Raw genomic sequence first — 23,626 nt, forward strand, 5'->3', positions numbered from 1 at the left:
TCCCGCAGGGCGATGGGGGTCCCCCCTGCTCGAGCGGAGTCGAGAGCTTGGGGGTGGGGGTCCCCCCGGACGGAGTCTGGGGGAGGTGGGCACACCGGGACACCACCGCTCAGCGACCGCACCTCGCCCAGCCGGAGCCCCGCACCGTGCGGGCCAGGCACGGGCAGCGCGGCGGCCGGCGCCGTACCGGCCACAGCTCCCCGCCCCGCTAACCGCCCCCGCTAGCCGCCCAGCGCCACCCGCAACCGCCGCGCCTGCCTCACCAGCTGCGAGGACCCGCCCCGCGCGGCAGCCTCCGCCACCTCCACCGGGCACGGACCCACCGCCCCGCTCCGCTCCACGCACTCCGCCGCCACCGCGAGCAGCTCGCCCGCGCCCCGCAGCGGCTCCGCCCCCAGCGCTCCCGGCACGGCATCGGCCAGCACCGTCCAGACCGTCCCGTACGCCCCGGTCGACGCCGCCGTACGCGCCGCATCCGCGAGCCGGTTCGGCTTGACGGTGCCCCGGCGCAGCAGCTCCGCGAGCTCCCGCCCGACGAGAGCCGCGTCCAGCTCGCCGCGCGCCGCCAGGACCAGCAGCGCGTCCACCGCCGCCAGCCGGTCGTCGGCGTGCCGGGCACCGAGCCCGGTCGCCACCAGCAGGTGCAGGGCCGGACCCGCGGGACCGCCGAGCTCGGCGAGCCGGGGCAGCTGACCGCAGGCCCCCTCCTCGCCGGCCGTGGCGCACGCGGTGACGCCCACCGTCGCCCACGCGGCCAGTGTCTCCCGGTCCTCCGGAACCACCGCCGTGTGCTGCGGGTCGTACACCGGCCAGTGGTAGCAGCGCCAGCAGGTGGCGGTCCGCGCCTCGGCGAACCGCCGGAAGGCGACCGGGAACTCCCCGCGCACCACGGAGTGCTCCGCGGTCTCCCACAGCGTCTGCTCGTAGTCGGCCCGTGTCCGGTTCCACACGTGCACGGGAGTCTTCGACGGGTCGTGCAGCGACCGCTCCGGTGCTCCCCGCTCGCCCCCGCCCGCCAGCCAGTCCGCCAGCCGCGCGCCCTCCCCGGTGTTCAGCGCGCGTGCCGCCGCCACCGCCCCGGGATCCCGCCGCACCCGGAGCAGCGCCTGCGCGAAGTCCACCGGGCCGACCGCGACCCCGTCGTACGCGTCCAGCCGGGCCACCAGATCGGCCGGTTCGATCGTGCCGGTCTCCCACGAGGGCGTTGCCAGCAGGAACGGCTGGGGGTCGGTCAGCACCCGCAGCGCGGCCTCCCGCATCCGGGCGTCGATCACGTCCTCCACGGCGTCGGACGGGCAGGACGCGCGGCCGGGGTGGCGCTCCCGGGGGAGCCGCAGCTCGCCCGCGCGGACCGTGCCGAGCACGGCCGCGACGGGCAGCGCCAGCCCGGTGAGCCCGTCGGGGGCGGAGCCGTGGGTCGCCCACCACAGCCCCGCCAGGGCGGGCCGCAGCGCCAGCGCCAGCGCAGCCCGGTCGCGGTGGGCGTGCCGGACCAGGCCGTCCAGAGCCCGCTCGAACTCGGCCGGCTCGACCGGGTCGGGAGCACGCCACCCCTGGCGGCGGCCGGCGAGCAGCGCGGTCACCAACTCCACCGTCTCCTCCACCGAATCCGGCGCGGCCGGCTGCGGCCTGCGCTCCGGCGCAGGAGGCAGCACCTCCTCGTACGGGAGCGTCCCGGTCGGCCCCGTGAGCCCGCCGGGGGCGTCGGCCGCACCGGCGGCCCCCTGCGCGCCGCCGCCCTTCGGCACACCGCCCAGCACCTCCGCCGCCCGCTCCCGCAATGCGGCACTCAACACCGGGGCCTGCCCCAGCAGTTCCTCCCGGAGCACGGTGTCCTCCGCCCGCAGATGGCGGGCGACGAGCGCCAGCGCCCGCTCCTGTACCTCCAGGTCCGGGTGCCCGAACGCGGGCCCGGCCACCGGCAGCAGCGCGTGCCGTGCCCCCGGATCGCGCCGCAGCACCTTCCCGAGCAGCACCAGCTGCGCCCGCGCGAACTTCTTCTCCGGCCGGAACAGTACTGCCGCCGACACCTCGGCCAGTCGTACGGGGTCCACCTCGCCCGCCTCGGCCAGCCCGGCCAGCACTCCCTGCGCGTACCCGGCGGGACCGGACGGGCCGTCCGCGGCGAGTGCCGCCCAGTCGGCGAACCTCTCCACCTGCTCCGTACGCGTCGGCTCCAGTTGCTGCAGCAGCGCCAGGAACACCTTCAGCCCTGCCGGGCGCCCGCCGCGCACCAGCCGTGACACGCACCCGTCGAGCAGCACACGCCGTTCGACCAGCCCCTCCGCCGCCAGCGCGGCCAGTTCCGCCGGCCAGTGCCCGGGGGTGGCGGGCCGGTCCCATCCGGCCATCGAGGGTGCCGGCTCCACCGTTTCGAACACCCGGGGCACCAGCTCCGCCGTCCACGGGTGCCGCCGCAGCGCCGCCCCCAGCGGCGTCTCGCCTTCCGCCACCTGGCTGCCCCGCGCCCCCAGCCGCAGCGCCTCGTCGGTGAGGGCCCGCACCCAGCCGTGCACGAACGGCTCGGTGGCCGGCACGGCACACCCGGAACGGCTCACCAGGGCGGCGATCAGCTCGTGGTCCTCTTCCGCGGTGGCCTGGCGGGCGGCCAGCCGGTGCGCCACGTCCCCCAGCCACTCCGCCGGCTGCCCGTCCAGGACGGTCATCAGGTGCGCGGACCGGCTCCGGGACGGCTGCGGCCGCAGGTCACGGGCACCTATCCAGGCCGCTGCCGCCGCCGCCCCGGTGTGGCAGCCGGCACCGGCCAGCCACAGTCCGCGGCTCAGTGCGGCCCGCTCGTGCCACCGGGTCCAGCCCCAGCCCCTGGCCTCCTTGCGGAGTGCCTGCAGTTCGGTGAGCAGCGTGCGCCGCGCGGCCCGGTCCAGCGGGGCCAGCAGCCCGGGGATGAGGTCGCTGCGGCCCGCGCGGACCGCGTTCATGAGCTCGTTCACCGGGTGGCTCCGTTCGTGGCGTCGTACTGCTCGGCAGCGGGGAAGGGGGCGGAACCGGCGGCTCCGGAGGCCTCGGCGCGCCGCGCCATGCGTACCGCCAGGGCGTGCTTGCAGGGGCCTCGCCGCCCGCGGTAGTCCACCCACCACTGGCAGGTGCAGCTGAGCACCCCGCCGGCCGACTCCCTCACCTGGTAACGGCGTTCACCGGAGACCACGGTCGACGCGGCGGCGGCGTCGTCGGCGGCCGGCCGCACCGCCCCCTCCGCCAGCAGCTTCCGGGCCGCGACCAGCCGGGGATTGGCGCGCTCCGCCCGGGAGGCGTCGTAGGGCAGTTCCCGGTGGAAGTACGCCGCGTCCGCCGCGTCGTACCCCACCCGGCCGGCGGTGCCCAGCCTGGCCAGGGCCGCCCGCACCCGCGCCGTCGTCAGCCCGGACTGCTCGGCCAGGTCCGCCGGGTCGATCCGCGGCTCCCACGCCAGCAGTACCGACACCAGCTCCGCGTCGGCGGCCGCCTCGTCCGTGGCCAGAGCCTCCAGCACCCCGCCCTCGCCGGAGAACCCGCGCGCCGCCTCCGGGGACAGCGTCAGCGTCAGCCGCATTCCCGGCAGCATCACCTCCCAGGCGCTCGCCGACGGCAGCCCGCCGTGCCCGGCCGGGCCGTACACCCGCAGGCCGGTGGCGTGCCGCAGCACCCGGTGCAGTGCCGCCAGCCGCTCCGGGCCGGGCAGGCACACCGCGCCGGGCACCGCGCGGGTGGTCGGCCGCAGCCCCCGGCCGGCCGCCACCACCCACATCGGCCGCGCGCCCGCGCCCCGGGCGCCACCGCCCGCAGGCCGCGGGAGCGAGCGCAGGAACCGGACGGCCTCGGTGGCCGACAGCTCCGCCCGCAGGTCGAATCCCGCGCTCACCACCTGCGATTCGGCGAAGCCGCGGAGCCAGCGCTCGGGCAGCGGCACCTTCTTCTCCACCACGGCCCCCGACACGGTGGTGACCGCCAGTTCGTCGGGCCCGACCCGCAGGTGCAGCGGCTCGTCCCCGGTGAGCCGCGACAGGGCCTCCCGCAGCGGGTTGTTCACGTCCACGTTGGTGGTGCCGTGTCCCGTGTCGGCCCCGCCGAGCCCCTCCTGCAGCACGTCCAGCCGGGCGTACACCCCGCAGCACCCGGAGAAGGACTCGAACCGCAGCCGGTCCCCGTTGCCGGTGACGACCGGGTCGAGCGAAGCGGCCAGGTTGCGCTGGTAGTAGCGCGCGGCCGCGACGTCGGCGACGGCGAGCAGCCCGTGCGCGGCCGCCTGGGGTGACGCCAGGAAACCTGCGAAGAACTGCGGATGGGCCTCCGCGCCGACCGGCGTGGTGCCGCCGGCGGTCTCCAGCCCGAGCTGCTGCCCGGACAGGGCGGAAGGACGTACGTAGGCCAAGGCCTGCACGGATCGGTTCATGTCCGGAACGCTAGAGCCGCCCACTGACAACGCCCCTGACAGCCCGTCGGCCCTGTGGACCGCAGGGCCCCGAGGGCCGTCGCACACCACGGCAGCCCGGCGCGCCGGTGCCGGGGCTGTGAACGAACCTTGGTGCCCGACGGGGGACACGCATAGTGTTCCGGCCCATGACCGAACCCTCTCCGCACCTCGCTGCGACGGCGGACGCGTACGACGCCGTCGCCGGCCTCTACGCCGAGCTCTTCCGCGACGCGCTCGACGCCCGCCCACTGGACCGGGCGATGCTTGCCGCGTTCGCCGAGCTCGTGCGCGGCAGCGGCACCGGCACTGGCACCAACGCCGGATCCGGCACCGGATCCGAAGCCGGACCCGCCGCGGGACCCGTCGCCGAGCTGGGCTGCGGCCCCGGAGCGGTGACCGCGTACCTGCGGGACCTGGGGCTGGACGTCTTCGGCCTCGACCTGTCACCCGTGATGATCGGCATAGCCCGCGCGGCCCACCCGGACCTGCGGTTCGAGGTCGGATCGATGGACGCCCTGGACGCCCTGGACGTGGCCGACGGCACCCTGCGGGGCATCGTCTGCTGGTACTCGGTCATCCACACCCCGCCGCACGAACTGCCCGCCTACTTCGCCGAGTTCAGGCGGGTCCTGGCACCGGACGGCCACCTCCTGCTCGCCTTCTTCGAGTCGGAGGGCGACCCGGTCACGGAGTTCGACCACAAGGTGCTGACCGCCTACCGCTGGCCCGTCGACGGCCTCGCCGGTCTGGCCGCCGCGGCCGGGTTCACCGAGGTCGGCAGGATGCTGCGGGCTCCCTGTGACGGGGAACGCTTCCACCACGGCCGTCTCCTGATGCGCAAGGACGGCGAAGCGGGCTGAGCGCCGGACGATCCGGCGCCCGCGTGCCGGACGGCTTCAGTCCGTATCCGGGAGCAGCGCGAACGAGGCCCGCTGCTGCCACTTCACACCGTCGTACACCATGAGGTCCACCGACGAGACACGGCAGGTGAACGGGAGCCGGCCGCCGACGGCGGCCTCGATCTCGTCGAGGACCTCGTCCTCCTCGCCCTGCACGACGGTCAGATGGGGCACGACCTCGGTGAACTTGCCCGCATAGGGCGGAGCCTCGGGCCATCGCGCCACGACCGCCTCCGTCAGACGGCGCAACGGCCCGTCCGGCTCGGGCGCGAGGTAGAGCACCCCGGGAAACCGGCCACACCGCGCGAACCGCAGGTCGAACTCCGCATGGCGGGCGAACACCTCCGCGAGGGCCGTGCACAGACCTTCGTCGATACGGCTCTCGTCGAGGAACGGATAGAGAACGGTGACGTGTGCCGGGACCCCCGCCCGGGCCGCGGGATCCAGCCGTTCGCGCCACCCGCGCACGGCCGGTTCGGCCTCCGGGACGCCGATGACGAGTCCCGTCTGCCCGGCCTCGAAGACACTGCTCTGCTCGTCTGCCATGAAACGGCATGCTGCCACCTCCGCAGCCACCGGCACGGCGGATTGCCGCATCCGGCCCCTGACACAGGGAGGGCGCCCCCGCTCCGGCGAGACCACGGCCCACCGGCGGGACGCCCCCTCCCGAGAGGGTGTCCGGACACCGGGATATCGTCCTGCCCATGAAGATCATCGACCTTGAACCCGGCGACCCCCGCCTGGTCAGTGACCTCCTCCCGGTCCTGCGCGAGCTGCGCCCGCACCTCACCCCGGAGCTCTTCCTCGACGTGTACGAGCACGGGCGCGCCCAGGGCCTCCGCTTCACCGCCGCGTACGCGGACGACGGCAGCTGCGTCGGCGCGGCCGGCTGGCGCGTCATCGACAACACCAGCTCTCTGCGCAAGTTGTACGTCGACGACCTGGTGACGGCGGATTCCGCCCGCTCCACCGGCGTGGGCCACGAGCTCATCGCCCACCTGGAGGCCCACGCCCGCGAGGCCGGCTGCCACGAGCTCAACCTCGACTCCGGCACCCAGCGCACCCGCGCCCACCGCTTCTACCTGCGTGAGCGCCTCGACATCGTGGCCTTCCACTTCAGCAAGGAGCTGAAGCCCGGGGCGGACGACTGACCCGGGGGCGAGCGCGCCCCACTCGGGCGTGAGCCGGCCGCGCGGCGACAATCGTGGTCGACTCGGCAACACACCGTCACCAACCTGTGAAGCTCGGGCGGGACGCTGGTCTTCGTCAGCCCAGCGCACCGCGCACTTCACAGCCGGGGGTACCCCACATGAGCACCGTACGCAGAGCCGCCGCCGCCCTCGCCGCCGCATCCGCCCTGGCCGTCCTGACCGCCTGCGGTCCCACCGAGGACGACGCGGCGGGCGGGACCGGTACGCCGACCGCGAGCCCGACGAGCACCACGGCGCCGACCACCCTGCCGACGACTCCGACCAAGCTGCCGACGCCGCCGAAGCCGTCGAAGCCGGGGGTCCCGCACGCCTCCCCGACCAAGACCCCGCCCGGCGGCGGCTCGTCGACCGACCCCGACTACGACGTCTTCCCGTGCAGCACCTTCGACGTGACGTTCACCGCCAGTCTGGCCGAACCCACGACCAGCAGCTATCTGCTCAAGATCACGAACAAGGGCACCAAGCCGTGCCGGGCCCTGGGCCACCCGGTCGTGACCTTCGGCGACCTGGACGGACAGGCCACCGAGCGCGGCGCGGCACCCGACATCGAGCACGCGATCAAGCTCGCGCCCGGCCAGTCGGCCTACGCCGGCCTCATGGGCGGGGCCAAGGACGGCAAGGGCAAGACCGTCAACTCGATCGCGATGACCATGAGCACCGACTCGGACCTGAAGCAGACGCCGCTCAAGGCGTCCACTCCCGGCCTGTACGTCTCGCCGGACAAGAACTCCGTGACCCCGTGGATGACGAACGCGGAGGACGCGCTGAGCCTGTGACGGCACGGCGGCCGGCACGCACCGGCCGCCCCCCCCGAGGCGGAGGGGTACCGGCCCGCTCACGGACCGGGCCGGCCGATGGACAGCCAGGCGCCGAGCGCCGCGTGAAGCTCGGCCGCCGCCGCCCGGTTGAGGTACTGGCCCGTGCGTCCGGCGTGCAGCCGGACGGCGTCACCACTGACCGTCCAGCCCACCGCCAGGTCACGCGGTGACGACAGCACCTGCCCGTGCACGAGCATGCGGGCCATCGCCTGGGCCCGAGGCGGAAGCGGGGCGCCGCCGGCGCCCCGGCCGCCCTGCGCCGGCCGTGAACGGCCCGGCGGCGAAGGGTCCGGAAGCGACCGGTTCGGCAGGCCGAGCAGCTTCCGGAACGCCCGGATGGCCTCCTCCAGCGACTGTTCCGCACACGGCGCCTCACCCACGAACGCCTCGGCCAGCTCCCGGTGCGGCAACCGCGGCCGGTCCGGCGCCGGCACCTCCAGCCGCTCGTCCACGTCGAGTACGGCGATCCCGGGCGGGATGAGCACCCGCGTGTAGCCGTTCTCCAGGCACCGGGCGTGGTACCTGCGCAGGGACGCGATCGGCCTGGCCAGCGGATGCTCGCCACCCGCCGACGGCGACGCCGGACCGTACAGGGCGGGCGAGAGCTCGGGCTTCCCCAGAGCGGGAGCCTTCCCGTACGGGCCGTTGGACCGGTACAGCACACCGGTATGGGAGACCATCACGGTGATCTGCCGGCCCCGCACGTCGCAGCCCATCCGGAACCCCACCACCGTCGTCGCCACGGTCCCTCCCAGCGCCCGCTGCCCATCCGCGTCCACGCTAGCGGCGCCACCCGTTCCGCCGGGCCGATTCGCCGCTACGCACCCGAGTTCGGCCACGATTCCCTCGACTCCGCGCAACCCCGTTGTGGAGTGGCACTCCTCGAACAGGAGTGCAGCGAACCATCGTGGAGCAGGTGTACAAGCAGGCGGGGGCCGGCAACGGCATGGCAGACCGTCGGCACGGCCCCTCGCCCTCCTCGGGCGACGGCCCGTCTGACGGCCGCCGGCGGGCCCGCCGTCAGATGTCGAGGAAGCGGACGTCCTTGGCGTTGCGCTGGATGAAGGAGCGCCGGGCCTCGACGTCCTCACCCATCAGCACCGAGAACAGGTCGTCGGCCTGGGCCGCGTCGTCCAGGGTGACCTGGCCGAGCACGCGGTGGTCGACGTCCATGGTGGTGACGCGCAGCTCCTCGGCGTTCATCTCGCCCAGACCCTTGAAGCGCTGGATGGTGTCGTCACGCAGCCGCTTGCCGTGGCGTCGGCCGTGTTCGACGAGGGCGTCCCGGTGCCGGTCGCCGTAGGCGTACCGGACGTCGTCCCGGCCCCACTTGATCTTGTAGAGGGGTGGCCGCGACAGGTAGACGTGGCCGGCCTCGATCAGCGGCCGCATGAAGCGGAACAGGAAGGTCAGCAGCAGGGTGTTGATGTGCTGGCCGTCGACGTCGGCGTCCGCCATCAGGATGATCTTGTGATAGCGGAGCTTCTCGATGTCGAAGTCCTCGTGCGCACCGGTGCCGAAGGCGGAGATCAGCGCCTGGATCTCGGTGTTCTGCAGGATCTTGTCGATCCGCGCCTTCTCGACGTTCAGGATCTTGCCGCGGATCGGCAGGATCGCCTGGTACATCGGGTTCCGGCCGGACTTCGCGCTGCCGCCGGCGGAGTCACCCTCGACGATGAAGATCTCGGACAGGGCCGGGTCCTTGGACTGGCAGTCCGACAGCTTGCCGGGCATGGCCGCCGTTTCCAGCAGGCCCTTGCGGCGGGTCAGGTCCCGGGCCTTGCGGGCGGCGGCCCTGGCGGTGGCCGCGGCGCCCGCCTTGCGGATGATGTCCGCCGCCTCGCCGGGATGGCGGTCGAACCAGTCGGACAGGTGCTCGTACGTGACGCGCTGGACGAAGGCCTTGGCCTCGGTGCTGCCCAGCTTGTCCTTGGTCTGGCTCTCGAACTGCGGATCGACCAGCTTCACGGAGACGATCGCGGTCAGACCCTCGCGGATGTCGTCACCGGTGAGGTTCTCGTCCTTCTCGCGCAGCAGCTTCTTCTCCCGCGCGTACTTGTTGACCACCGAGGTGAGCGCCGTACGGAAGCCCTCCTCGTGGGTGCCTCCGAAGTGCGTGTGGATGGCGTTGGCGAAGGAGTGGACGCTCTCGTTGTAACCGGTGCTCCACTGCATGGCGATCTCGGCGGACAGGGTCCGTCCTGGGCCGGCTCCCTCGAAGGAGATCACACCCGGGTGGACGGTCTCGCCCTTGCGGGAGTTGAGGTAGGCCACGAAGTCGGCGATGCCGCCCGCGTAGCGGTAGGTCACGGTGCGGGCCTGCGCGCCTCCGTCCCCCTGCACGGCTGCGTCCCCCTGCACGGCTGGGCCACCGCCCGCGGTGCCCTCCGCGCCCGCGGCGCCCGGACGTTCGTCCCGCAGGCTGACCGTCAGGCCCGCGTTGAGGAAAGCCACTTCCCGGAACCGGCGCGAGAGGGTCTCGAAGGAGTAGTCGGTGGTCTCGAAGATGTCGCCGTCGGCCCAGAAGGTGATCGTGGTGCCCGTCGTGGCGGTGACCTCCCGCCGTTCCAGAGGGGCGGCGGCCCTCCCCGCCTTGAACTCCTGGACGTAGCGGTGCCCGTCCTTGCACACCTCCGCCCTGACCTTCGTGGACAGGGCGTTGACCACGGACAGGCCGACCCCGTGCAGCCCGCCGGAGACGGAGTAGCCGCCGCCGCCGAACTTGGCGCCCGCGTGCAGCACCGTCATGACCACCTCCAGCGCCGGCCTGCCCTCCGAGGGGACGATGTCGACCGGGATACCGCGCCCGTTGTCGGTCACCCGCAGGCCGCCGTCGGCCAGGATGGTGACCTCGATGGTGTCGGCGACCCCGGCCAGCGCCTCGTCGACCGCGTTGTCGACCACCTCGTACACCAGGTGGTGCAGCCCCGGTTCACCGGTCGAGCCGATGTACATGCCGGGCCGCGTGCGCACCGCGTCCAGTCCGTCCAGGACGGTGATGGCGCTGCCGTCGTACGCGGCACGGCCCTCATGGGACGCGGGGACGGCGACGGGCGGGGCGGCGAAACCGGAAACGGTCACCAAGGGCTCCTTCGGGCGCAGCACGAAGCACGCTCCCGCCACGGCGGGCGGGAGCGTGTCACATGACGGGGAGACGGTCGGCCGGACAGCCGACGGCGCGACAGCACGGTCGGCGGTCACGTGGATCGGCCGCCGACTCCTCCAGGCTATCGACTCGGCCACGCAAAGTCATCGCGCTTGCGTGTTTGGTGAGCTGTGGGCGGGTGTGAAATGGTCCGTGAAGGTGCTCAGCGCGCTACAGGGGCTCTGTTCAACCCGATGCTCGATCCCCCGCACCCGAGTGGCCATTGAGGCCGCCAGATCGACGTACAGGGATTCCACGCCTTCAGAAGGCGATCTTGTACGTGACGTCGTGGGGGACCGGTGCCGGTGCGGCGTCGGGGTAGACCAGACGGATCGTGGTGAAGCGCTGCGTGTCGGGCCGCGCGTCCCACGCCTCGGGCCGGCTGAGGGTGACGTTCACCGGGTACGCCCGGAACCGGCCGGCCGCGCAGTACGGCACACAGTCGTTGACCATGTCGATGCCGCGGGCGGTCGCGGTCTGCGCACCCCACTTGTCCCACTTGAGCTCGACGAGGCGGTTGTTCCCGTCGCCGCAGGCGAGCAGGTAGTCCTCGGGGCGTACCTGTGGCTCGCCGAAGCAGTCGACGACCACCACGGGCCTCTGCGGTTGGACCGGCCCGGCCGCGGAGGCCGCCGGTACGGGGGCGGTGGCGAACGCCGCCGCCAGGCACAGCAGTGTCGCTGCGCGGGCCCTGCTCCAGACTGCGCCGGCGTTCCGGCGGGCGCCCGGTGTGTTCACGAGACCCCCTCCTCGCCCTTCCGTTCCAATGGGTCCGGCCACCGCCAGCTTCCCCCATCCGGGCGCACCTCGCACCCGCTGAGGGTCGGCGCCGCCCGCCCGCCGGGCTGTCCCGGAGCGGTCGCGGAACGGACTTCCCGCCCGCCGCGCGGGCCGTTCCGGTCATACTGCACGAAGTTGATCAGATGGAGCCCGGTGCGCCGCCGGAGCCCGCGCGGGCGGCGCCACCCCCGGATGGAGACACGATGAGCAAGCCTGTGCAGCACGTTGCCGACAGTCATGATCTGATCCGCGTGCACGGCGCACGCGAGAACAACCTCAAGGACGTCAGCATCGAGATCCCCAAGCGCCGTCTGACGGTGTTCACCGGAGTCTCCGGATCGGGCAAGAGCTCACTGGTCTTCGACACGATCGCCGCCGAGTCCCAGCGGCTGATCAACGAGACCTACAGCGCGTTCCTCCAGGGCTTCATGCCGACCCTGGCCCGCCCCGAGGTCGACGTCCTCGAAGGGCTCACGACGGCGATCATCGTCGACCAGCAGAGGATGGGCGGGGACCCCCGCTCCACGGTCGGCACCGCCACCGACGCCAACGCGATGCTGCGCATCCTCTTCAGCCGCCTCGGCACGCCGCACATCGGCTCGCCCAAGGCGTTCTCCTTCAACGTCGCCTCGATCAGCGGCGCGGGCGCGGTCACCTACGAACGCGGCGGCCAGACCAAGAAGGAGCGCCGCGAGTTCAAGATCACCGGCGGTATGTGCCCGCGCTGCGAAGGCCGCGGCAAGGTGACCGACCTCGATCTCACCCAGCTCTTCGACGACACCAAGTCGCTCAACGAGGGCGCCCTCACCATCCCCGGCTACAAGCCCGGCGGCTGGAACTACCGCCTCTACACCGAGTCGGGCCTCTTCGACCCGGACCAGCCGATCCGCGCGTACACCAAGAAGGAACGGGACGCCTTCCTCCACCAGGAGCCGACCCGGATGAAGATCGCGGGAATCAACATGACCTACGAGGGTCTGGTCCCGCGCATCCAGAAGTCGATGCTCTCCAAGGACCGGGAGTCGATGCAGCCGCACATCCGGGAGTTCGTGGACCGGGCGGTCACCTTCACCACCTGCCCCGACTGCGACGGCACCCGCCTCAACGAGGGCGCCCGGTCCTCGAAGATCGAGGGCAAGAGCATCGCCGACGTGTGTGCCATGCAGATCAGCGACCTCGCCGAATGGGTCGGCGGTCTCACCGAGCCCTCCGTGGCCCCGCTGCTCACCACGCTCCGGCACACCCTCGACTCCTTCGTGGAGATCGGCCTCGGCTACCTCTCCCTGGACCGGCCCGCCGGAACCCTCTCGGGCGGCGAGGCACAGCGCGTCAAGATGATCCGCCACCTCGGGTCCTCGCTGACCGACACCACGTACGTCTTCGACGAGCCCACCACCGGCCTGCACCCCCACGACATCCAGCGGATGAACAGCCTGCTGCTGCGCCTCCGGGACAAGGGCAACACCGTCCTGGTGGTCGAGCACAAGCCGGAGGTCATCGCGATCGCCGACCACATCGTCGACCTCGGCCCCGGCGCGGGCACCGCGGGCGGCACCGTCTGCTTCGAGGGCAGCGTCGAGGGACTCCGGACCGGCGGCACCATCACCGGCCGCCACTTCGACGACCGGGCCTCCCTCAAGGAGAGCGTACGGAAGCCCACCGGCGCGCTGGAGATCCGCGGCGCGTCCACGCACAACCTGCGGGACGTGGACGTCGACGTCCCGCTCGGTGTGCTCACCGTCATCACCGGTGTCGCCGGCTCCGGCAAGAGCTCCCTGATCCACGGCTCGATCCCGCCCGGCGCGGACGTGGTGTCGGTCGACCAGGCCCCGATCCGCGGCTCCCGGCGGAGCAACCCGGCCACCTACACCGGGCTGCTGGACCCGATCCGCAAGGCGTTCGCCAAGGCCAACGGCGTCAAGCCGGCGCTCTTCAGCGCCAACTCCGAAGGCGCCTGCCCCAACTGCAACGGTGCCGGCGTCATCTACACCGACCTGGCGATGATGGCCGGCGTCGCCACCACCTGTGAGGAGTGCGAGGGGAAGCGGTTCGACGCGTCCGTCCTCGACTACCACCTCGGCGGCCGCGACATCAGCGAGGTGCTGGAGATGTCCGTGACCGAGGCCGAGGAGTTCTTCGCCGACGGCGAGGCCCGCACTCCCGCGGCCCACCGCATCCTGGAGCGCCTGACCGCCGTCGGACTCGGCTACCTCACCCTCGGCCAGCCGCTCACCACCCTCTCCGGCGGCGAACGGCAGCGGCTCAAGCTGGCCACCCACATGGCCGAGAGGGGCGGCGTCTACGTACTCGACGAACCGACCGCCGGCCTCCACCTCGCCGACGTCGAGCACCTGCTTGGCCTCCTCGACCGGCTCGTCGACTCCGGCAAGTCCGTCATCGTCATCGAGCACCACCAGGCCGTCATGGCCCACGCCGACTGGATCATCGACCTCGGTCCGGGTGCGGGCCACGACGGCGGCCGCATCGTCTTCGAGGGCACCCCCACCGACCTCGTCGTCGACCGCTCCACCCTCACCGGCGAACACCTCGCGGCCTACGTCGCCCCCTGACCGAAGCACCGAAGGCCCGCGACGGACCCGCCCGCGCGGCGACCCCGTCGCGGGCCGGACACCCGGACACCGGACACCGGGACGCCGGTCAGACGACCCGGAAGTTGGCCATCATCGCCATGTCCTCGTGCTCCAGGTTGTGGCAGTGCATCATGTACCGCCCGCGATAGCCGTCGAACCTGGCCAGGACCTCGACGACCTCGTACGGCCGCACATCCACCGTGTCCTTCCAGCCGCCGTCCGTCGCCGACGGGCCGCCCGCGCCCCGGCCCACCACCGCGAAGTGCGCCAGGTGTACGTGCACCGGATGGTGGAAGTCGCTGGAGAAACGCCACAGTTCGACCGTCCCCAGCGCCGGATCGGCCAGCGAACCCTTCACGTCGAACGGCGTGCCGTTGATGGTCCACATCGCCCCGCCGTCACCGTTCGTCCGGCGGAAGTCGAACGTACGGGTGCGCACGGCGCGGTTCCGCCGGGGCAGGTCCAGTTCCGCCAGCACCGGTCGCAGGACCGAGTCGTCCCGGGCCGAGCGCACCACCCGGAAACGCATGACGTCCCGCGTCGCCTCGGTCTCGCCCAAGGTGTTGCGGACGGTGACCAGCGTGCCGACCGGGTAGCGCGCGAAGTCGATGACCAGGTCGAAGCGTTCGGCCGGGGCGATCGGCACCTCGCCGTGCGGGCGCGGTCCGGCGAGCAGCCCGGCGTCGCTGCCGATCTGCGTGAACGGGGCGCTGCCGTCCGGCGGGGGAGGGTCGAGGCGCAGACGGTAGCGGCGCGCGTTGGACGCGTTGAGGAACCGGAACCGGTAGCGGGCGGCGTCCACCTCCATCTCCGGCCACGGCGCCCCGTTGACGAGGAGCACGTCGCCCAGCACGCCCTCCATGTACGCGTCCGCCACACCCGGGACGCCGGTGAGGGCGGGATCGGTCGCCGGGTACCGGAACTGCCCCTCCGCGTCGAACGACCGGTCGCACAGCATCAGCGGCACGTCCCGGGCGCCCCCGGGAAGCCCCGAGGCGTCCTCGGCCGCGTCGCCGACCAGGAAGAACCCGGCCAGCCCCCGCCACACCTGCGGACCGGTGAAGTCCATGCGGTGGTCGTGGTACCAGAGCGTCGCGGCCCGCTGGTGGTCGAGCGGGTAGACGTACTCCTTGGTCCGCTCGTGCAGCGTCCACGCGTCCGCCGGTACGTGCGCCATGTGCGCGCCGCCCTCCCTGTGACCGCCCCCGCCGCCACCGTGCTTCGCGTGGCCGGCGGCCGGCGCGGCGGCACCCGGCCGGAAGCCGCCCGGCGACACGACCAGGTCGGTCGGATAGCCGTCCGACTCCGGAGGGGTCACCCCGCCGTGCAGGTGGGTCGAGGTCGGTACGGTGAGCTCGTTGGTCACCCGTACGGTCGCCGCACGCCCCGACCTCACCCGGAACGTCGGCCCCGGGAAGGTCCCGTCGTAGCCCCAGACCGTCGTCCGGACGCCCGGCAGGATCTCGGCCCCGGCACTGCGCTGCACCACCTCGTACAGCTCGGCGCCGCCCGGTCCGCCCGCGGCGACGGCCTGCGCGGTCCGCGGAACGGGCAGCGGCACGGTGAACCGGCGGGGGAGCTTCGCCCCGCCGCTGCGCAGCAGTTCCCCGCTGGTCTCCCGGCCGCACCCGGTGCCGAAGGCGCCGGTCAGCCCGGCGACGGCGGCTCCCGAGGCGGCAGCCAGGACCCGCCGGCGGGTCAGGTCCGCGCGGGGCGCACGCCCCACCGGGCCCGTCATCGGGCGGCCTCCTCGCGCGCCGCCGGGACGGACCGGAGGGCCGGGACGCCGCCGTCCCTGTCCCCAGCGTCCCCGGCGTCCCCGGCATTGCCGGTCCCCCCGGTGGTGAGGTGCCGGCGGTAGCCGTACGCCCACATCACCAGCGCGACCGACAGCCCGAAGAGGCCGACACCGAGGGGAATGTGCAGCTCCACGCTGCGGCTCTCCCCGGCCCCGATCTGTACGCCGACCAGGACCAGCAGCAGCACGGGGAACGCCGCGTACCAGGGCCGTCCGCCACTCCACCGCCACAGCGCCGGCGAGCAGAGCAGCATGAGCACCGGCAGCAGGCTCAGGGACCCGCCGACGGCACTGTGGACCTTCAGCAGGTCCACGTCACCGGTGACGAAGCGCCCGGCGAGCACCGCCTGGACGATGACGCCCACCAGGAACAAGGTGGCCAGCGCGCGCGCCACGACGACGGGCCAGCGCCGCAGCCGTGCCCGGGGCCTGGTCCCGGTGGATCCGTCCGGCCGCCGTCCGGCCGACACGGTGCCGGCAAGCCCGGTCTGCGAGGAGCGTCGTCTCATGGGCATGCATCGTGCTGCCCGGGCCCGGCGGGCCGCGTCGGCCCGGAACGGCAACCGGGAGGTACACCCGGGGGAGTAGCGTCATCCCCCGGCGGTATCCGGCCGGTGCCGCACCGGGAGACGCGGCCCGGGGGACCGGAGCGCCAGGGTTGCACCGTGAAGCGCCTCCGGAACCCGGCATCCCCGCAGGTGCTCCCGTCCGGTCCACCACCCCGACCGCCGTCCCCTGAAGCCCGTGAAGCCCCTGAAGCCCCTCAACAGTCCGTGTCTGCCGGTCACTTGGGTGCACACCCCGTGGCCCGGCAAGATGTCCGCGGCGGCGCAGGGTATGCGCGCGGGACACGGCGTGGGGGGTAGGACGTGTTACGAGCGGCCGACATCGGGCTGGGTGCCGGGCTGACCGCCCTGGTGCTGACCACCGGATTCCTCCGGGTGGGTCCGGCGGGACCTTCCGGCGCCCTGGACCTGGGCGCGGTGGCGCTCGCGGCGGTGGCCGGCGCGGGGGTGGCGTTCCGGCGCCGGCTGCCCCTGAGCTGCCTGCTGGTGCTCAATCTGGTCACCTTCGCCTGGTTCCACCTCGACTACCACGGCAGGCTCGTCACCGTCGCGCCGCTTGTCGGCTGCTACACGCTGGCCGCGTACCGCGGCCTGAGCGCCGGGGTGGCGGGCGGCCTGCTGACCGCCGTCACCACGGTGCTGGCGGTCCGTACCGGGGTGGACGGCGAGTGGTTCGGAGACCAGGTGTTCAACGCGGTGACGCTGGAGGCCGCCGCGGTGGCCCTGGGCGGGGCGGTCCGCTACCACCAGGCGTTCGCCGCGGGCGCCCGGGAGCAGGCCGAGCGGATCGCCGAGGCCACGTCCGAGCAGGCCCGCCGGCAGGCGGCCGAGGAGAGGCTGGAGATCGCCCGTGAACTGCACGACGTCTTCGGCCACACCATGGCGGCGATCAGCGTGCAGGCGGGGGTGGCGGTACACGTGATGCACCGCAAACCGGAACAGGCGTCCGAAGCGCTGAACACGATCAAGCGGATCAGCGACGAGGGCCTGGCCGAGGTACAGGTGCTGCTGCGCGCGATGCGGTCCCCCGACATGCGCACCGCCACGGGAGGCCTGGACCGGCTCGAGAAGCTCCTGGACACCGCGGGGGTCGACGTGGAACTGACGGTGCGCGGCGAGGACCGGACCGTGCCGGTGGCCGTGGACGTCGCCGCGTTCCGGATCATCCAGGAGTCGCTGACCAACGTACGGCGGCACGCCCGGGCCTCGTCGGTGCAGGTGGAGCTGAACTACGGTTCGCGCGAGGGCGGGATGCTGGAGATCGCGGTGCGCGACGACGGGCAACCGGTCGACACCGTGACGGCCGTCGGCGGCCACGGCATCGAGGGCATGCGGGCACGGGCGGCCAAACTCGGCGGCACGCTCCGTGCCGGACGCCGACGCCGGCCGGAAGGGGGCTTCGAGGTGCACTGCACGCTGCCGACAGGGAAGGACACCCAGTGATCAAGGTGCTCATCGCCGACGACCAGGCGCTCGTACGCGGCGGCTTCCGGATGCTGATCGACAGCGAACCGGACATGACGGTCGTCGGCGAGGCGAGCGACGGCGCCACCGCCGCCGAACTCGCCCGCTCCACCTGCCCCGACGTCATCCTGATGGACATTCAGATGCCCGGCAGCGACGGGCTCGAGGGCATCCGGAGAGTGGCCGCGGACCCCACCCTGACCGGTGTCCGGGTGCTCATCCTCACCACCTTCGACGAGGACGAATACGCCGTCGAGGGCCTCCTGGCGGGGGCGAGCGGCTTCCTGCTCAAGAACACCGATCCGGGCCAGCTCCTCCACGGCATCAGGGTGGTCGCGGGCGGCGAGGAGCTGCTCTCGCCGGGCCTGACCCGCCGCCTCCTGGCCCGTACGGGCTGCCCGGCCGGCGTGGTCAACCACGAGGTGTTCACCCGGCTCACCACGCGGGAACGCGAGGTCGTCGCGCTCGCCGCGCAGGGCCTGAGCAACGAGGAGATCACCGCCCGGCTGGTCATCAGCCCGGCCACGACGAAGACCCACGTCAGCCGCGCCCTGGCCAAGCTGGGCGCCCGCGACCGGGCCCAGCTCGTGGCGATGGCCTACCGCCACGGCCTCGTGGAACCGGGATGAGCAGACCGCGCCCGCCGGCCGGCCCCGCCCCCGGCGGGGTCAGCACACGCGGTGGTACTCGACCTGCTCCAGGGAGTTCCCCGCGCCGAAGTCGCAGCTCCGTGCGGCCCCGCTCTCGGCGAAGCCGCACTTGCCGTAGAAGCGGCGCGACTGCGGAGTGTCCCGCAGCGTCCACAGGTGCACCTCCGCGAATCTCCCGGCGCGCAGGAGGCGCAGCGTCTCGGTCATCAGCACGGGAGCGATGCCGCTGCCCCAGCCGTCGGGATGGTTGTAGAAGCTGAGGATCTCGGCGAGTCCCGGCCGGGTCGCGGACGGCGCGAAGGAGGACAGGGCCAGCGGGCGGCCGTCCAGTTCGGCGATCAGGATCTCGGCCGTTCCTCCCGCGACCCTCTCGTGCCACCGCGTACGCCTGCTCCGGACCTCCCGCACCGCGAACCCGCTCTCAAAGAAGGGCGCGTACACCTTCTCCCACGCGGCGGCGTGTATCTCGCCGAGGACGTCGCCATCTCCCGCCCCGGCCCGGCGAACTCCGATCATGCCCCCAGCCTATCCCCAACACCCTCTCCAGGCAGGGAACTTGAGGCGGGGCCAGGGCGCCCGCACCTATGCGGGCACTCGCCTGAGGGGATCCCCGGGCGCGGGTCACCGCCCGAGGGCGTTCATCAGGATGATCGCCAGGAGATCCGCGAAGATGACGGCGAAAACGCCGATGATCATCGCCCAGGCCTTGGCCGACTCGTCCGGATGCATGCGCCGCCTCCCGACCGGGCCACGCCCTTCCCCGACGTGGCGGACGCCCGCGCGCCGGCCCACTGGTCTCCCGCCATGGTGACCCGGTTCCGCGCCGCGCACATCTCGGGCCTGTCAAGCCCCGAAATCCAGGGGCGTGCGGGGCCCGCCGCACTCCGGGCCTAATGGATCTCCCGCCGGCCTTTCCGCTTCAAGGAGATCCCTCATGACCCGCATGCCCCGGAAGCAGCGTTTCGCGATGCTCGCCCTGTCCTCCGCGCTGGTCGGAAGCGGTGCGCTGCTGTCCACCGGGGCCTTCGCCGCCCCTGCCCGACCGCAGCCCCAGGAGGTGGCCGCGGTCGCAGCCGGTCACACCGGGCGCGCGACGGGTGACCAGGACGGCACGGGTCCGGAGGTGCGGGGCGTGGAGAACATGCCGGGCTGCACGTTCTACGACGGCAAGGTGTACTGCGAGTACGAACCGGACGCACCCGACAGGCCGGGCCCGACGCCGGCGCCCCCGAAGCCCGACACCTCACCGGACGGCACACCGGACACCAAGCCGGAGTCGGCGAAGCCAGAGACGCTCCCGGCTCCGGAGCCGCAGCCCGTGCCCGAGCCCCCGAACCCGGATCCTGACAAGCCGGACACCAAGCCCGCAGCCGCGGAGCCGGAGATCCTCACCCACGAGATGACCCTGGAGTACCGGCTCCCGGAGCTGGACCTGATCTGACGGCCATCCGGGGGGACCACCCCGTGCGCCGCCCGCCGTGGACCTCGCCGAGGGGGTCCGGAGGGGACACTGACCGCGGCCGGGGAATCGCGAGCCCGGGAAGGGCATGGTGAGCGGGGTGGCGCAGGAGAAGACCGGCGGGGGCTACCGGCAGGAGCTGAAACGGACTCTCGGCCCGTTCCAGGTGTTCGCCATCTCCTTCGCCTTCATCTCGGTCGCGGTCGGGATCTTCGCGACGTACGACGAGGTGCTGGTGTCCGCGGGTCCGGTCGGGATCTGGCTCTGGATCATCGCCGCGGTCGGGCAGACCCTGGTGGCCCTGGTGGTCGCCCAGTTCGCCGCCCGCATCGCGCTGAGCGGCTCCTCCTACCAATGGGCCTCCCGGCTCGGCAGCCCCGCGGTCGGATGGTGGTTCGGCTGGCTGACCTTCTGCTACCTGGCCGTCGCCGTGGTGGCCATCGACAACGCCCTAGCCAGCCAGGCGTTCATGCCGCTCGCCGGGATGCCGGCGGACGAGGACACCGCACGCGTCATCACCCTGGTCGTGCTGCTCGTCCAGGCCGTGCTCGCCATCGTCTCCACCCGACTGATCAGCTGGATCAACACCACCGCGGTCGGGCTGGAACTCGCCCTGGTCGTCGCGGTGGCCATCGCGCTCGTCATCGCCGTCGCGGTCACCGACATCGGCTCCGCCGCCAACCTCACCTCCCGCGGGATCACCGCGGGCGCCCCCGACTACTTCGGCATCGGCGGCGGCCTCATGATCGCCATGATCATGGGCCTCGCCACCCTCGTCGGCTTCGACTCGGCCGCCAACCTCGCCGAGGAGGCCAAGGACCCCTACCGCACCGTCCCGCGCGCCATCGTCGGATCCGTCGTCGCGGCCGGAATCCTCGGCATGCTCTTCCTGATCACGCTCACCGTCGCCATCGAGGACATCCCCAGGATCAGCCACGAGTCCTCCCCGGTGGCCGCGATCATGCACGACCGCCTCGGAGTCGTGGCCGAGCGGGTGCTGCTGACCGCGATCACCTTCGCCTTCTTCGGCGCCGGGATCGTCGTGATGGTCTCCTGCTCCCGCCTCGTCTACGCGATGTCGCGCGACTCCCGCTTCCCCGCCCACCGGGTGATGCGGCGTGTCAACCCGCGCACGCGGACGCCGATCCCGGCCACCCTGCTGATCCTCGGCCTCGGTGTCGTCCTCATGGTCGTCCTCCCGGGAGCCGCCCTGCTGGAGCTGATCACCGCATCCACCATCCTTCCCGCCCTGATCTACTGCGCGACGATCGTGCTCTACCTGGCGGTCCGCAAGCGCCTCGACCGGCGCAAGGGCGCCTTCGACCTCGGACGCTACGAGACGCCCGTCGCCGTCAGCGCCCTGACCTGGACCTTCCTGGCCCTCTTCGTGCTCGTGTCGCCCGGCGAGGCGCGTACGTCCGTCGTCATCGTGGCCGGGCTGCTCGTTCTCGGCGGAGTCTTCTTCGTCGGCATGCTCGCATTCGACCGCCGGGCTCTGGACAGCCAGCCCGGAAGCGAGGACGACGAGGACACCTTCGCCCACTGACCCCGGCGGGCCGTCCCGTCACCCGCCCGTACGGTCGCCTCCGGGCCCCGTCGGGAGGGCTCACGCGGGGACGAACACCACCCGGAAGGTCCGGGGCCAGTTCTTGCCGGTGAGCAGGAACTCGCCCGTGCCGGGGACCTGGGCGATGCCGTTGAGGACATCGGCGCCCGCGGCCCGTTCCGCGGGTCCGATCAGACCCGAGGCGTCGATCGTGGCGGTGACCGCGCCCGACGCCGGGTCGATGCGGACGAGCCGGTCCGTGGGGAAGACGTTGGCGTAGACCGAGCCGTCCGCCGCGCACTCCAGCTCGTTGAGCCGTTCCAGCGGACGGCCGTCCTCGGTCACCGTGACCGAGCCCTCCGCGGCGAACGTCTCCGGATCACGGAAGACGAGGGTGGCCGACCCGTTGCTCATCACCAGCCGGCCGGGCTGTGCGCACAGGCCCCAGCCCTCACCCTCGTACGGGACCCGCCGCCGCTCGGCGAGCGTGGTCGCGTCCCGCTCGAAGGCGATGCCGTCGCGCCAGGTCAGCTGCCACAGCCGGCCGCCCGTGACGGTGATGCCCTCGCCGAAGAACTTGCCGTCCAGCCCCACCCGGCGGGTCGGCTCCTGCCCGGGGGGACCCACCGTGACCGCGGACCGGCCCGTCAGGCCGGTCCCCTCGTACAGCAGCCCGCCGTGCAGCTCCAGGCCTTCGGTGAACGCCGTCCGGTCGTGCGGCAGCGTGCCGCGCACCCGCACCTTCCACGGCTGTGGGCGTTCGGCCGCGCGGCTCGCCGTGGCGGCGGGCGGCGGATCCTCCCGCTGCCCGGCAACCCCCGGGACGGGACCGAGCAGCAGTACGGGGACCGCGGCGCCGACGATCAGCGGCCCGCAGCGCGACAGAGCACCCACCACCGAGCCGCCTCACCGCCGTGCGAACGATTGCCAACGGGATCATCCCCGAGCACCGGGAGGAGCCCACGGACGCCGCCGCGGAACTCACCCGGCCGGACGCCCCCGCCGACGCCCGGTCAGCCCTGTTCCCGGACCCCCCACGGGGAGCCGTACGCGGTCAGCAGGTCCAGGAACGGGCGCGGCGGAAGGGCCTCCGGGCCCAGCACGCCGGACTCCGCCCACACCCCGCCGGCCATCAGCTCCAGCGCCACGACCGGGTTCACCGCGGTCTGCCACACCACGGCCTGGGAGCCGTACTCGCCCATCGACCACTGGTTGTCCACCACGTGGTACAGGTACACCTCGCGCGGGTGGCCGTCCTTGGTGCCCTTCACCCAGGTGCCCGCGCAGGTCTTGCCGGTCATCCGCTCGCCCAGCGTGGCCGGGTCGGGCAGGCACGCGGCGACCACGTCACGCGGGGAGACGCGCACCGGGGTGCCGTCCGCGCCCCGGACCGTGACCGGCCCGGTCGAGTCCAGGCCCAGCGCGTGCAGGGTCTTCAGCTTGCCGATGAAGTCGTCGCCCAGCCCGTACTTGAAGGTGACCCGCCGGGCGTCCACCCAGCGCGGCACCAGCAGCACCTCCTCGTGCTCGACGTTCACGCACTCGACCGGGCCGATGCCCTCCGGGAATTCAAAGACCTCCGGCTCGCTGAACGGCTCGGTGGTGAACCATCCGCGGTCCCGCTCGTACACCACGGGCGGGTTCAGGCACTCCTCGATCGTCGTCCAGATGTTGAAGGACGGTGCGAAGTCGTAGCCCTCGACGGTCAGGTTCGCCCCGTCGCGGATGCCGATCTCCTCGATCTCGTCGAACAGCTCGTCGGCCGCGTACCGGGCGAACACATCGGACAGGCCGGGCTCCACGCCCATGCCGACCAGCGCCAGCCGGCCCGACTTCCGCCACGCTTCGGCCCGCTCGAACTGCTCGTCGCCGAGCTTGACCCCGCACTCCGCGTACGGCCGGCCGGGATGCGGCCGGGACAGCGACATCGCCATGTCCATGTAGTGGCTGTCCGCCGCCAGCGCGGCCTCGAACAGCGGCATCACGAACCGCGGATCGGTGGCGTTCAGCAGGACGTCGCACCCCTCCTCGCGGAGGAGGGAAGCCACCGCCGTCTCGTCGGAGGCGTCGATCCGGCGCGCCCGGAACCGGCCGGCGGCGTCGCCGAGCGCGGCCACCGCCGCCTCCGCGCGGGCGAGGTCGTAGTCGGCGACCACGAAGTGGTCGAAGAAGTCCCGGCGGGCCGCGATCCGGGTGATCGCGGTACCGACGCCACCGGCGCCCACAAGCAGAACACGCATGACGAAACCCTCTCTCGATGAGGTCCGCGGAGGTCCGCGCCTCATGGG

19 protein-coding genes are annotated in these 23,626 nt (G+C 72.9%); 8 read left to right on the forward strand and 11 right to left on the reverse strand.

The annotated features are described in order from the left end of the window. Positions 1-221: 221 nt before the first annotated feature. Together ACGFQ9_RS22280 and ACGFQ9_RS22285 are read right to left on the reverse strand one after the other, a co-directional pair. Complete coding sequence (locus ACGFQ9_RS22280; protein ID WP_393575861.1) at positions 222-2,951, reverse strand: DUF6493 family protein; 2,730 nt, start codon at positions 2,949-2,951, stop codon at positions 222-224. Continuing rightward, on the reverse strand, positions 2,948-4,390 hold the full coding sequence (locus tag ACGFQ9_RS22285; RefSeq protein ID WP_393575862.1) for an SWIM zinc finger family protein: 1,443 nt from the start codon (positions 4,388-4,390) through the stop codon (positions 2,948-2,950). Before ACGFQ9_RS22285 ends, ACGFQ9_RS22280 begins: the two co-directional genes overlap by 4 nt. Before the next feature lie 167 nt (positions 4,391-4,557). On the opposite strand from ACGFQ9_RS22285, the gene ACGFQ9_RS22290 reads away from it, so the two are divergent. After that, complete coding sequence (locus ACGFQ9_RS22290) at positions 4,558-5,271, forward strand: class I SAM-dependent methyltransferase (RefSeq protein WP_393575864.1); 714 nt, start codon at positions 4,558-4,560, stop codon at positions 5,269-5,271. 36 nt (positions 5,272-5,307) lie between these two features. Here ACGFQ9_RS22290 and ACGFQ9_RS22295 read toward each other — a convergent pair whose 3' ends face one another. Beyond that, a complete protein-coding gene (locus tag ACGFQ9_RS22295; RefSeq protein WP_393575865.1) occupies positions 5,308-5,856 on the reverse strand; it encodes a 2'-5' RNA ligase family protein in 549 nt (182 codons plus the stop codon). A 158-nt stretch (positions 5,857-6,014) separates the two neighbouring features. On the opposite strand from ACGFQ9_RS22295, the gene ACGFQ9_RS22300 reads away from it, so the two are divergent. Continuing rightward, positions 6,015-6,461, forward strand: a complete 447-nt coding sequence (locus tag ACGFQ9_RS22300) for a GNAT family N-acetyltransferase (protein WP_393575866.1) — start codon at positions 6,015-6,017, stop codon at positions 6,459-6,461. A 158-nt stretch (positions 6,462-6,619) separates the two neighbouring features. Next, entirely contained in the window at positions 6,620-7,297 is a 678-nt protein-coding gene (locus ACGFQ9_RS22305; protein WP_393575868.1) for a DUF4232 domain-containing protein, read from the forward strand. A 59-nt stretch (positions 7,298-7,356) separates the two neighbouring features. Here ACGFQ9_RS22305 and ACGFQ9_RS22310 read toward each other — a convergent pair whose 3' ends face one another. The 3 genes from ACGFQ9_RS22310 to ACGFQ9_RS22320 all read right to left on the reverse strand — a co-directional run bounded on the left by ACGFQ9_RS22310 (position 7,357) and on the right by ACGFQ9_RS22320 (position 11,222). After that, positions 7,357-8,082: a hypothetical protein gene (locus ACGFQ9_RS22310; RefSeq protein WP_393575869.1), complete on the reverse strand. Its 726-nt coding sequence runs from the start codon at positions 8,080-8,082 to the stop codon at positions 7,357-7,359. Between the two features lie 277 nt (positions 8,083-8,359). Then, positions 8,360-10,420: a DNA topoisomerase (ATP-hydrolyzing) subunit B gene (gene gyrB / locus ACGFQ9_RS22315; protein WP_393575871.1), complete on the reverse strand. Its 2,061-nt coding sequence runs from the start codon at positions 10,418-10,420 to the stop codon at positions 8,360-8,362. Between the two features lie 325 nt (positions 10,421-10,745). Further along, on the reverse strand, positions 10,746-11,222 hold the full coding sequence (locus ACGFQ9_RS22320) for a hypothetical protein (protein WP_393575872.1): 477 nt from the start codon (positions 11,220-11,222) through the stop codon (positions 10,746-10,748). Between the two features lie 245 nt (positions 11,223-11,467). On the opposite strand from ACGFQ9_RS22320, the gene ACGFQ9_RS22325 reads away from it, so the two are divergent. Next, positions 11,468-13,834: an ATP-binding cassette domain-containing protein gene (locus ACGFQ9_RS22325; RefSeq protein WP_393575873.1), complete on the forward strand. Its 2,367-nt coding sequence runs from the start codon at positions 11,468-11,470 to the stop codon at positions 13,832-13,834. A gap of 88 nt (positions 13,835-13,922) precedes the next feature. Here the strand turns inward: ACGFQ9_RS22325 and ACGFQ9_RS22330 are convergent, their stop codons facing one another. Then, positions 13,923-15,593: a multicopper oxidase family protein gene (locus ACGFQ9_RS22330; protein WP_393575875.1), complete on the reverse strand. Its 1,671-nt coding sequence runs from the start codon at positions 15,591-15,593 to the stop codon at positions 13,923-13,925. Next, a complete protein-coding gene (locus ACGFQ9_RS22335; RefSeq protein WP_393575877.1) occupies positions 15,590-16,162 on the reverse strand; it encodes a hypothetical protein in 573 nt (190 codons plus the stop codon). Before ACGFQ9_RS22335 ends, ACGFQ9_RS22330 begins: the two co-directional genes overlap by 4 nt. A gap of 360 nt (positions 16,163-16,522) precedes the next feature. Between ACGFQ9_RS22335 and ACGFQ9_RS22340 the strand changes: the two genes are divergently transcribed. Both ACGFQ9_RS22340 and ACGFQ9_RS22345 read left to right on the forward strand, forming a co-directional pair. Continuing rightward, positions 16,523-17,662 (forward strand): sensor histidine kinase, encoded by a 1,140-nt coding sequence (locus ACGFQ9_RS22340; RefSeq protein ID WP_393575878.1) that lies wholly within the window; start codon positions 16,523-16,525, stop codon positions 17,660-17,662. A gap of 50 nt (positions 17,663-17,712) precedes the next feature. Continuing rightward, complete coding sequence (locus ACGFQ9_RS22345; RefSeq protein ID WP_393576008.1) at positions 17,713-18,312, forward strand: response regulator; 600 nt, start codon at positions 17,713-17,715, stop codon at positions 18,310-18,312. 39 nt (positions 18,313-18,351) lie between these two features. Here the strand turns inward: ACGFQ9_RS22345 and ACGFQ9_RS22350 are convergent, their stop codons facing one another. Beyond that, positions 18,352-18,849 (reverse strand): GNAT family N-acetyltransferase, encoded by a 498-nt coding sequence (locus ACGFQ9_RS22350; RefSeq protein ID WP_393575880.1) that lies wholly within the window; start codon positions 18,847-18,849, stop codon positions 18,352-18,354. A 418-nt stretch (positions 18,850-19,267) separates the two neighbouring features. Between ACGFQ9_RS22350 and ACGFQ9_RS22355 the strand changes: the two genes are divergently transcribed. Then, complete coding sequence (locus tag ACGFQ9_RS22355; RefSeq protein WP_393575881.1) at positions 19,268-19,774, forward strand: hypothetical protein; 507 nt, start codon at positions 19,268-19,270, stop codon at positions 19,772-19,774. A 118-nt stretch (positions 19,775-19,892) separates the two neighbouring features. Next, a complete protein-coding gene (locus ACGFQ9_RS22360; RefSeq protein ID WP_393575883.1) occupies positions 19,893-21,338 on the forward strand; it encodes an APC family permease in 1,446 nt (481 codons plus the stop codon). 60 nt (positions 21,339-21,398) lie between these two features. Here ACGFQ9_RS22360 and ACGFQ9_RS22365 read toward each other — a convergent pair whose 3' ends face one another. Continuing rightward, a complete protein-coding gene (locus ACGFQ9_RS22365) occupies positions 21,399-22,232 on the reverse strand; it encodes a glutaminyl-peptide cyclotransferase (RefSeq protein WP_393575885.1) in 834 nt (277 codons plus the stop codon). A gap of 119 nt (positions 22,233-22,351) precedes the next feature. Continuing rightward, a complete protein-coding gene (locus ACGFQ9_RS22370; RefSeq protein ID WP_393575887.1) occupies positions 22,352-23,578 on the reverse strand; it encodes a saccharopine dehydrogenase family protein in 1,227 nt (408 codons plus the stop codon). Positions 23,579-23,626 lie beyond the last annotated feature (48 nt).

Source organism: Streptomyces sp. NPDC048603 (assembly GCF_043199475.1).
In the GTDB taxonomy this organism is placed as follows: Bacteria; Actinomycetota; Actinomycetes; order Streptomycetales; family Streptomycetaceae; genus Streptomyces.

What these genes read in the sequence shown, in the direction of transcription:
- ACGFQ9_RS22285 (WP_393575862.1), bottom strand. Translation starts at nt 4,390, where the DNA reads ATGAACCGATCCGTGCAGGCCTTGGCCTACGTACGTCCTTCCGCCCTG.
- ACGFQ9_RS22290 (WP_393575864.1), top strand. Translation starts at nt 4,558, where the DNA reads ATGACCGAACCCTCTCCGCACCTCGCTGCGACGGCGGACGCGTACGAC.
- ACGFQ9_RS22295 (WP_393575865.1), bottom strand. Translation starts at nt 5,856, where the DNA reads ATGGCAGACGAGCAGAGCAGTGTCTTCGAGGCCGGGCAGACGGGACTC.
- ACGFQ9_RS22300 (WP_393575866.1), top strand. Translation starts at nt 6,015, where the DNA reads ATGAAGATCATCGACCTTGAACCCGGCGACCCCCGCCTGGTCAGTGAC.
- ACGFQ9_RS22305 (WP_393575868.1), top strand. Translation starts at nt 6,620, where the DNA reads ATGAGCACCGTACGCAGAGCCGCCGCCGCCCTCGCCGCCGCATCCGCC.
- ACGFQ9_RS22325 (WP_393575873.1), top strand. Translation starts at nt 11,468, where the DNA reads ATGAGCAAGCCTGTGCAGCACGTTGCCGACAGTCATGATCTGATCCGC.
- ACGFQ9_RS22330 (WP_393575875.1), bottom strand. Translation starts at nt 15,593, where the DNA reads ATGACGGGCCCGGTGGGGCGTGCGCCCCGCGCGGACCTGACCCGCCGG.
- ACGFQ9_RS22335 (WP_393575877.1), bottom strand. Translation starts at nt 16,162, where the DNA reads ATGAGACGACGCTCCTCGCAGACCGGGCTTGCCGGCACCGTGTCGGCC.
- ACGFQ9_RS22345 (WP_393576008.1), top strand. Translation starts at nt 17,713, where the DNA reads ATGCTGATCGACAGCGAACCGGACATGACGGTCGTCGGCGAGGCGAGC.
- ACGFQ9_RS22350 (WP_393575880.1), bottom strand. Translation starts at nt 18,849, where the DNA reads ATGATCGGAGTTCGCCGGGCCGGGGCGGGAGATGGCGACGTCCTCGGC.
- ACGFQ9_RS22355 (WP_393575881.1), top strand. Translation starts at nt 19,268, where the DNA reads ATGACCCGCATGCCCCGGAAGCAGCGTTTCGCGATGCTCGCCCTGTCC.
- ACGFQ9_RS22370 (WP_393575887.1), bottom strand. Translation starts at nt 23,578, where the DNA reads ATGCGTGTTCTGCTTGTGGGCGCCGGTGGCGTCGGTACCGCGATCACC.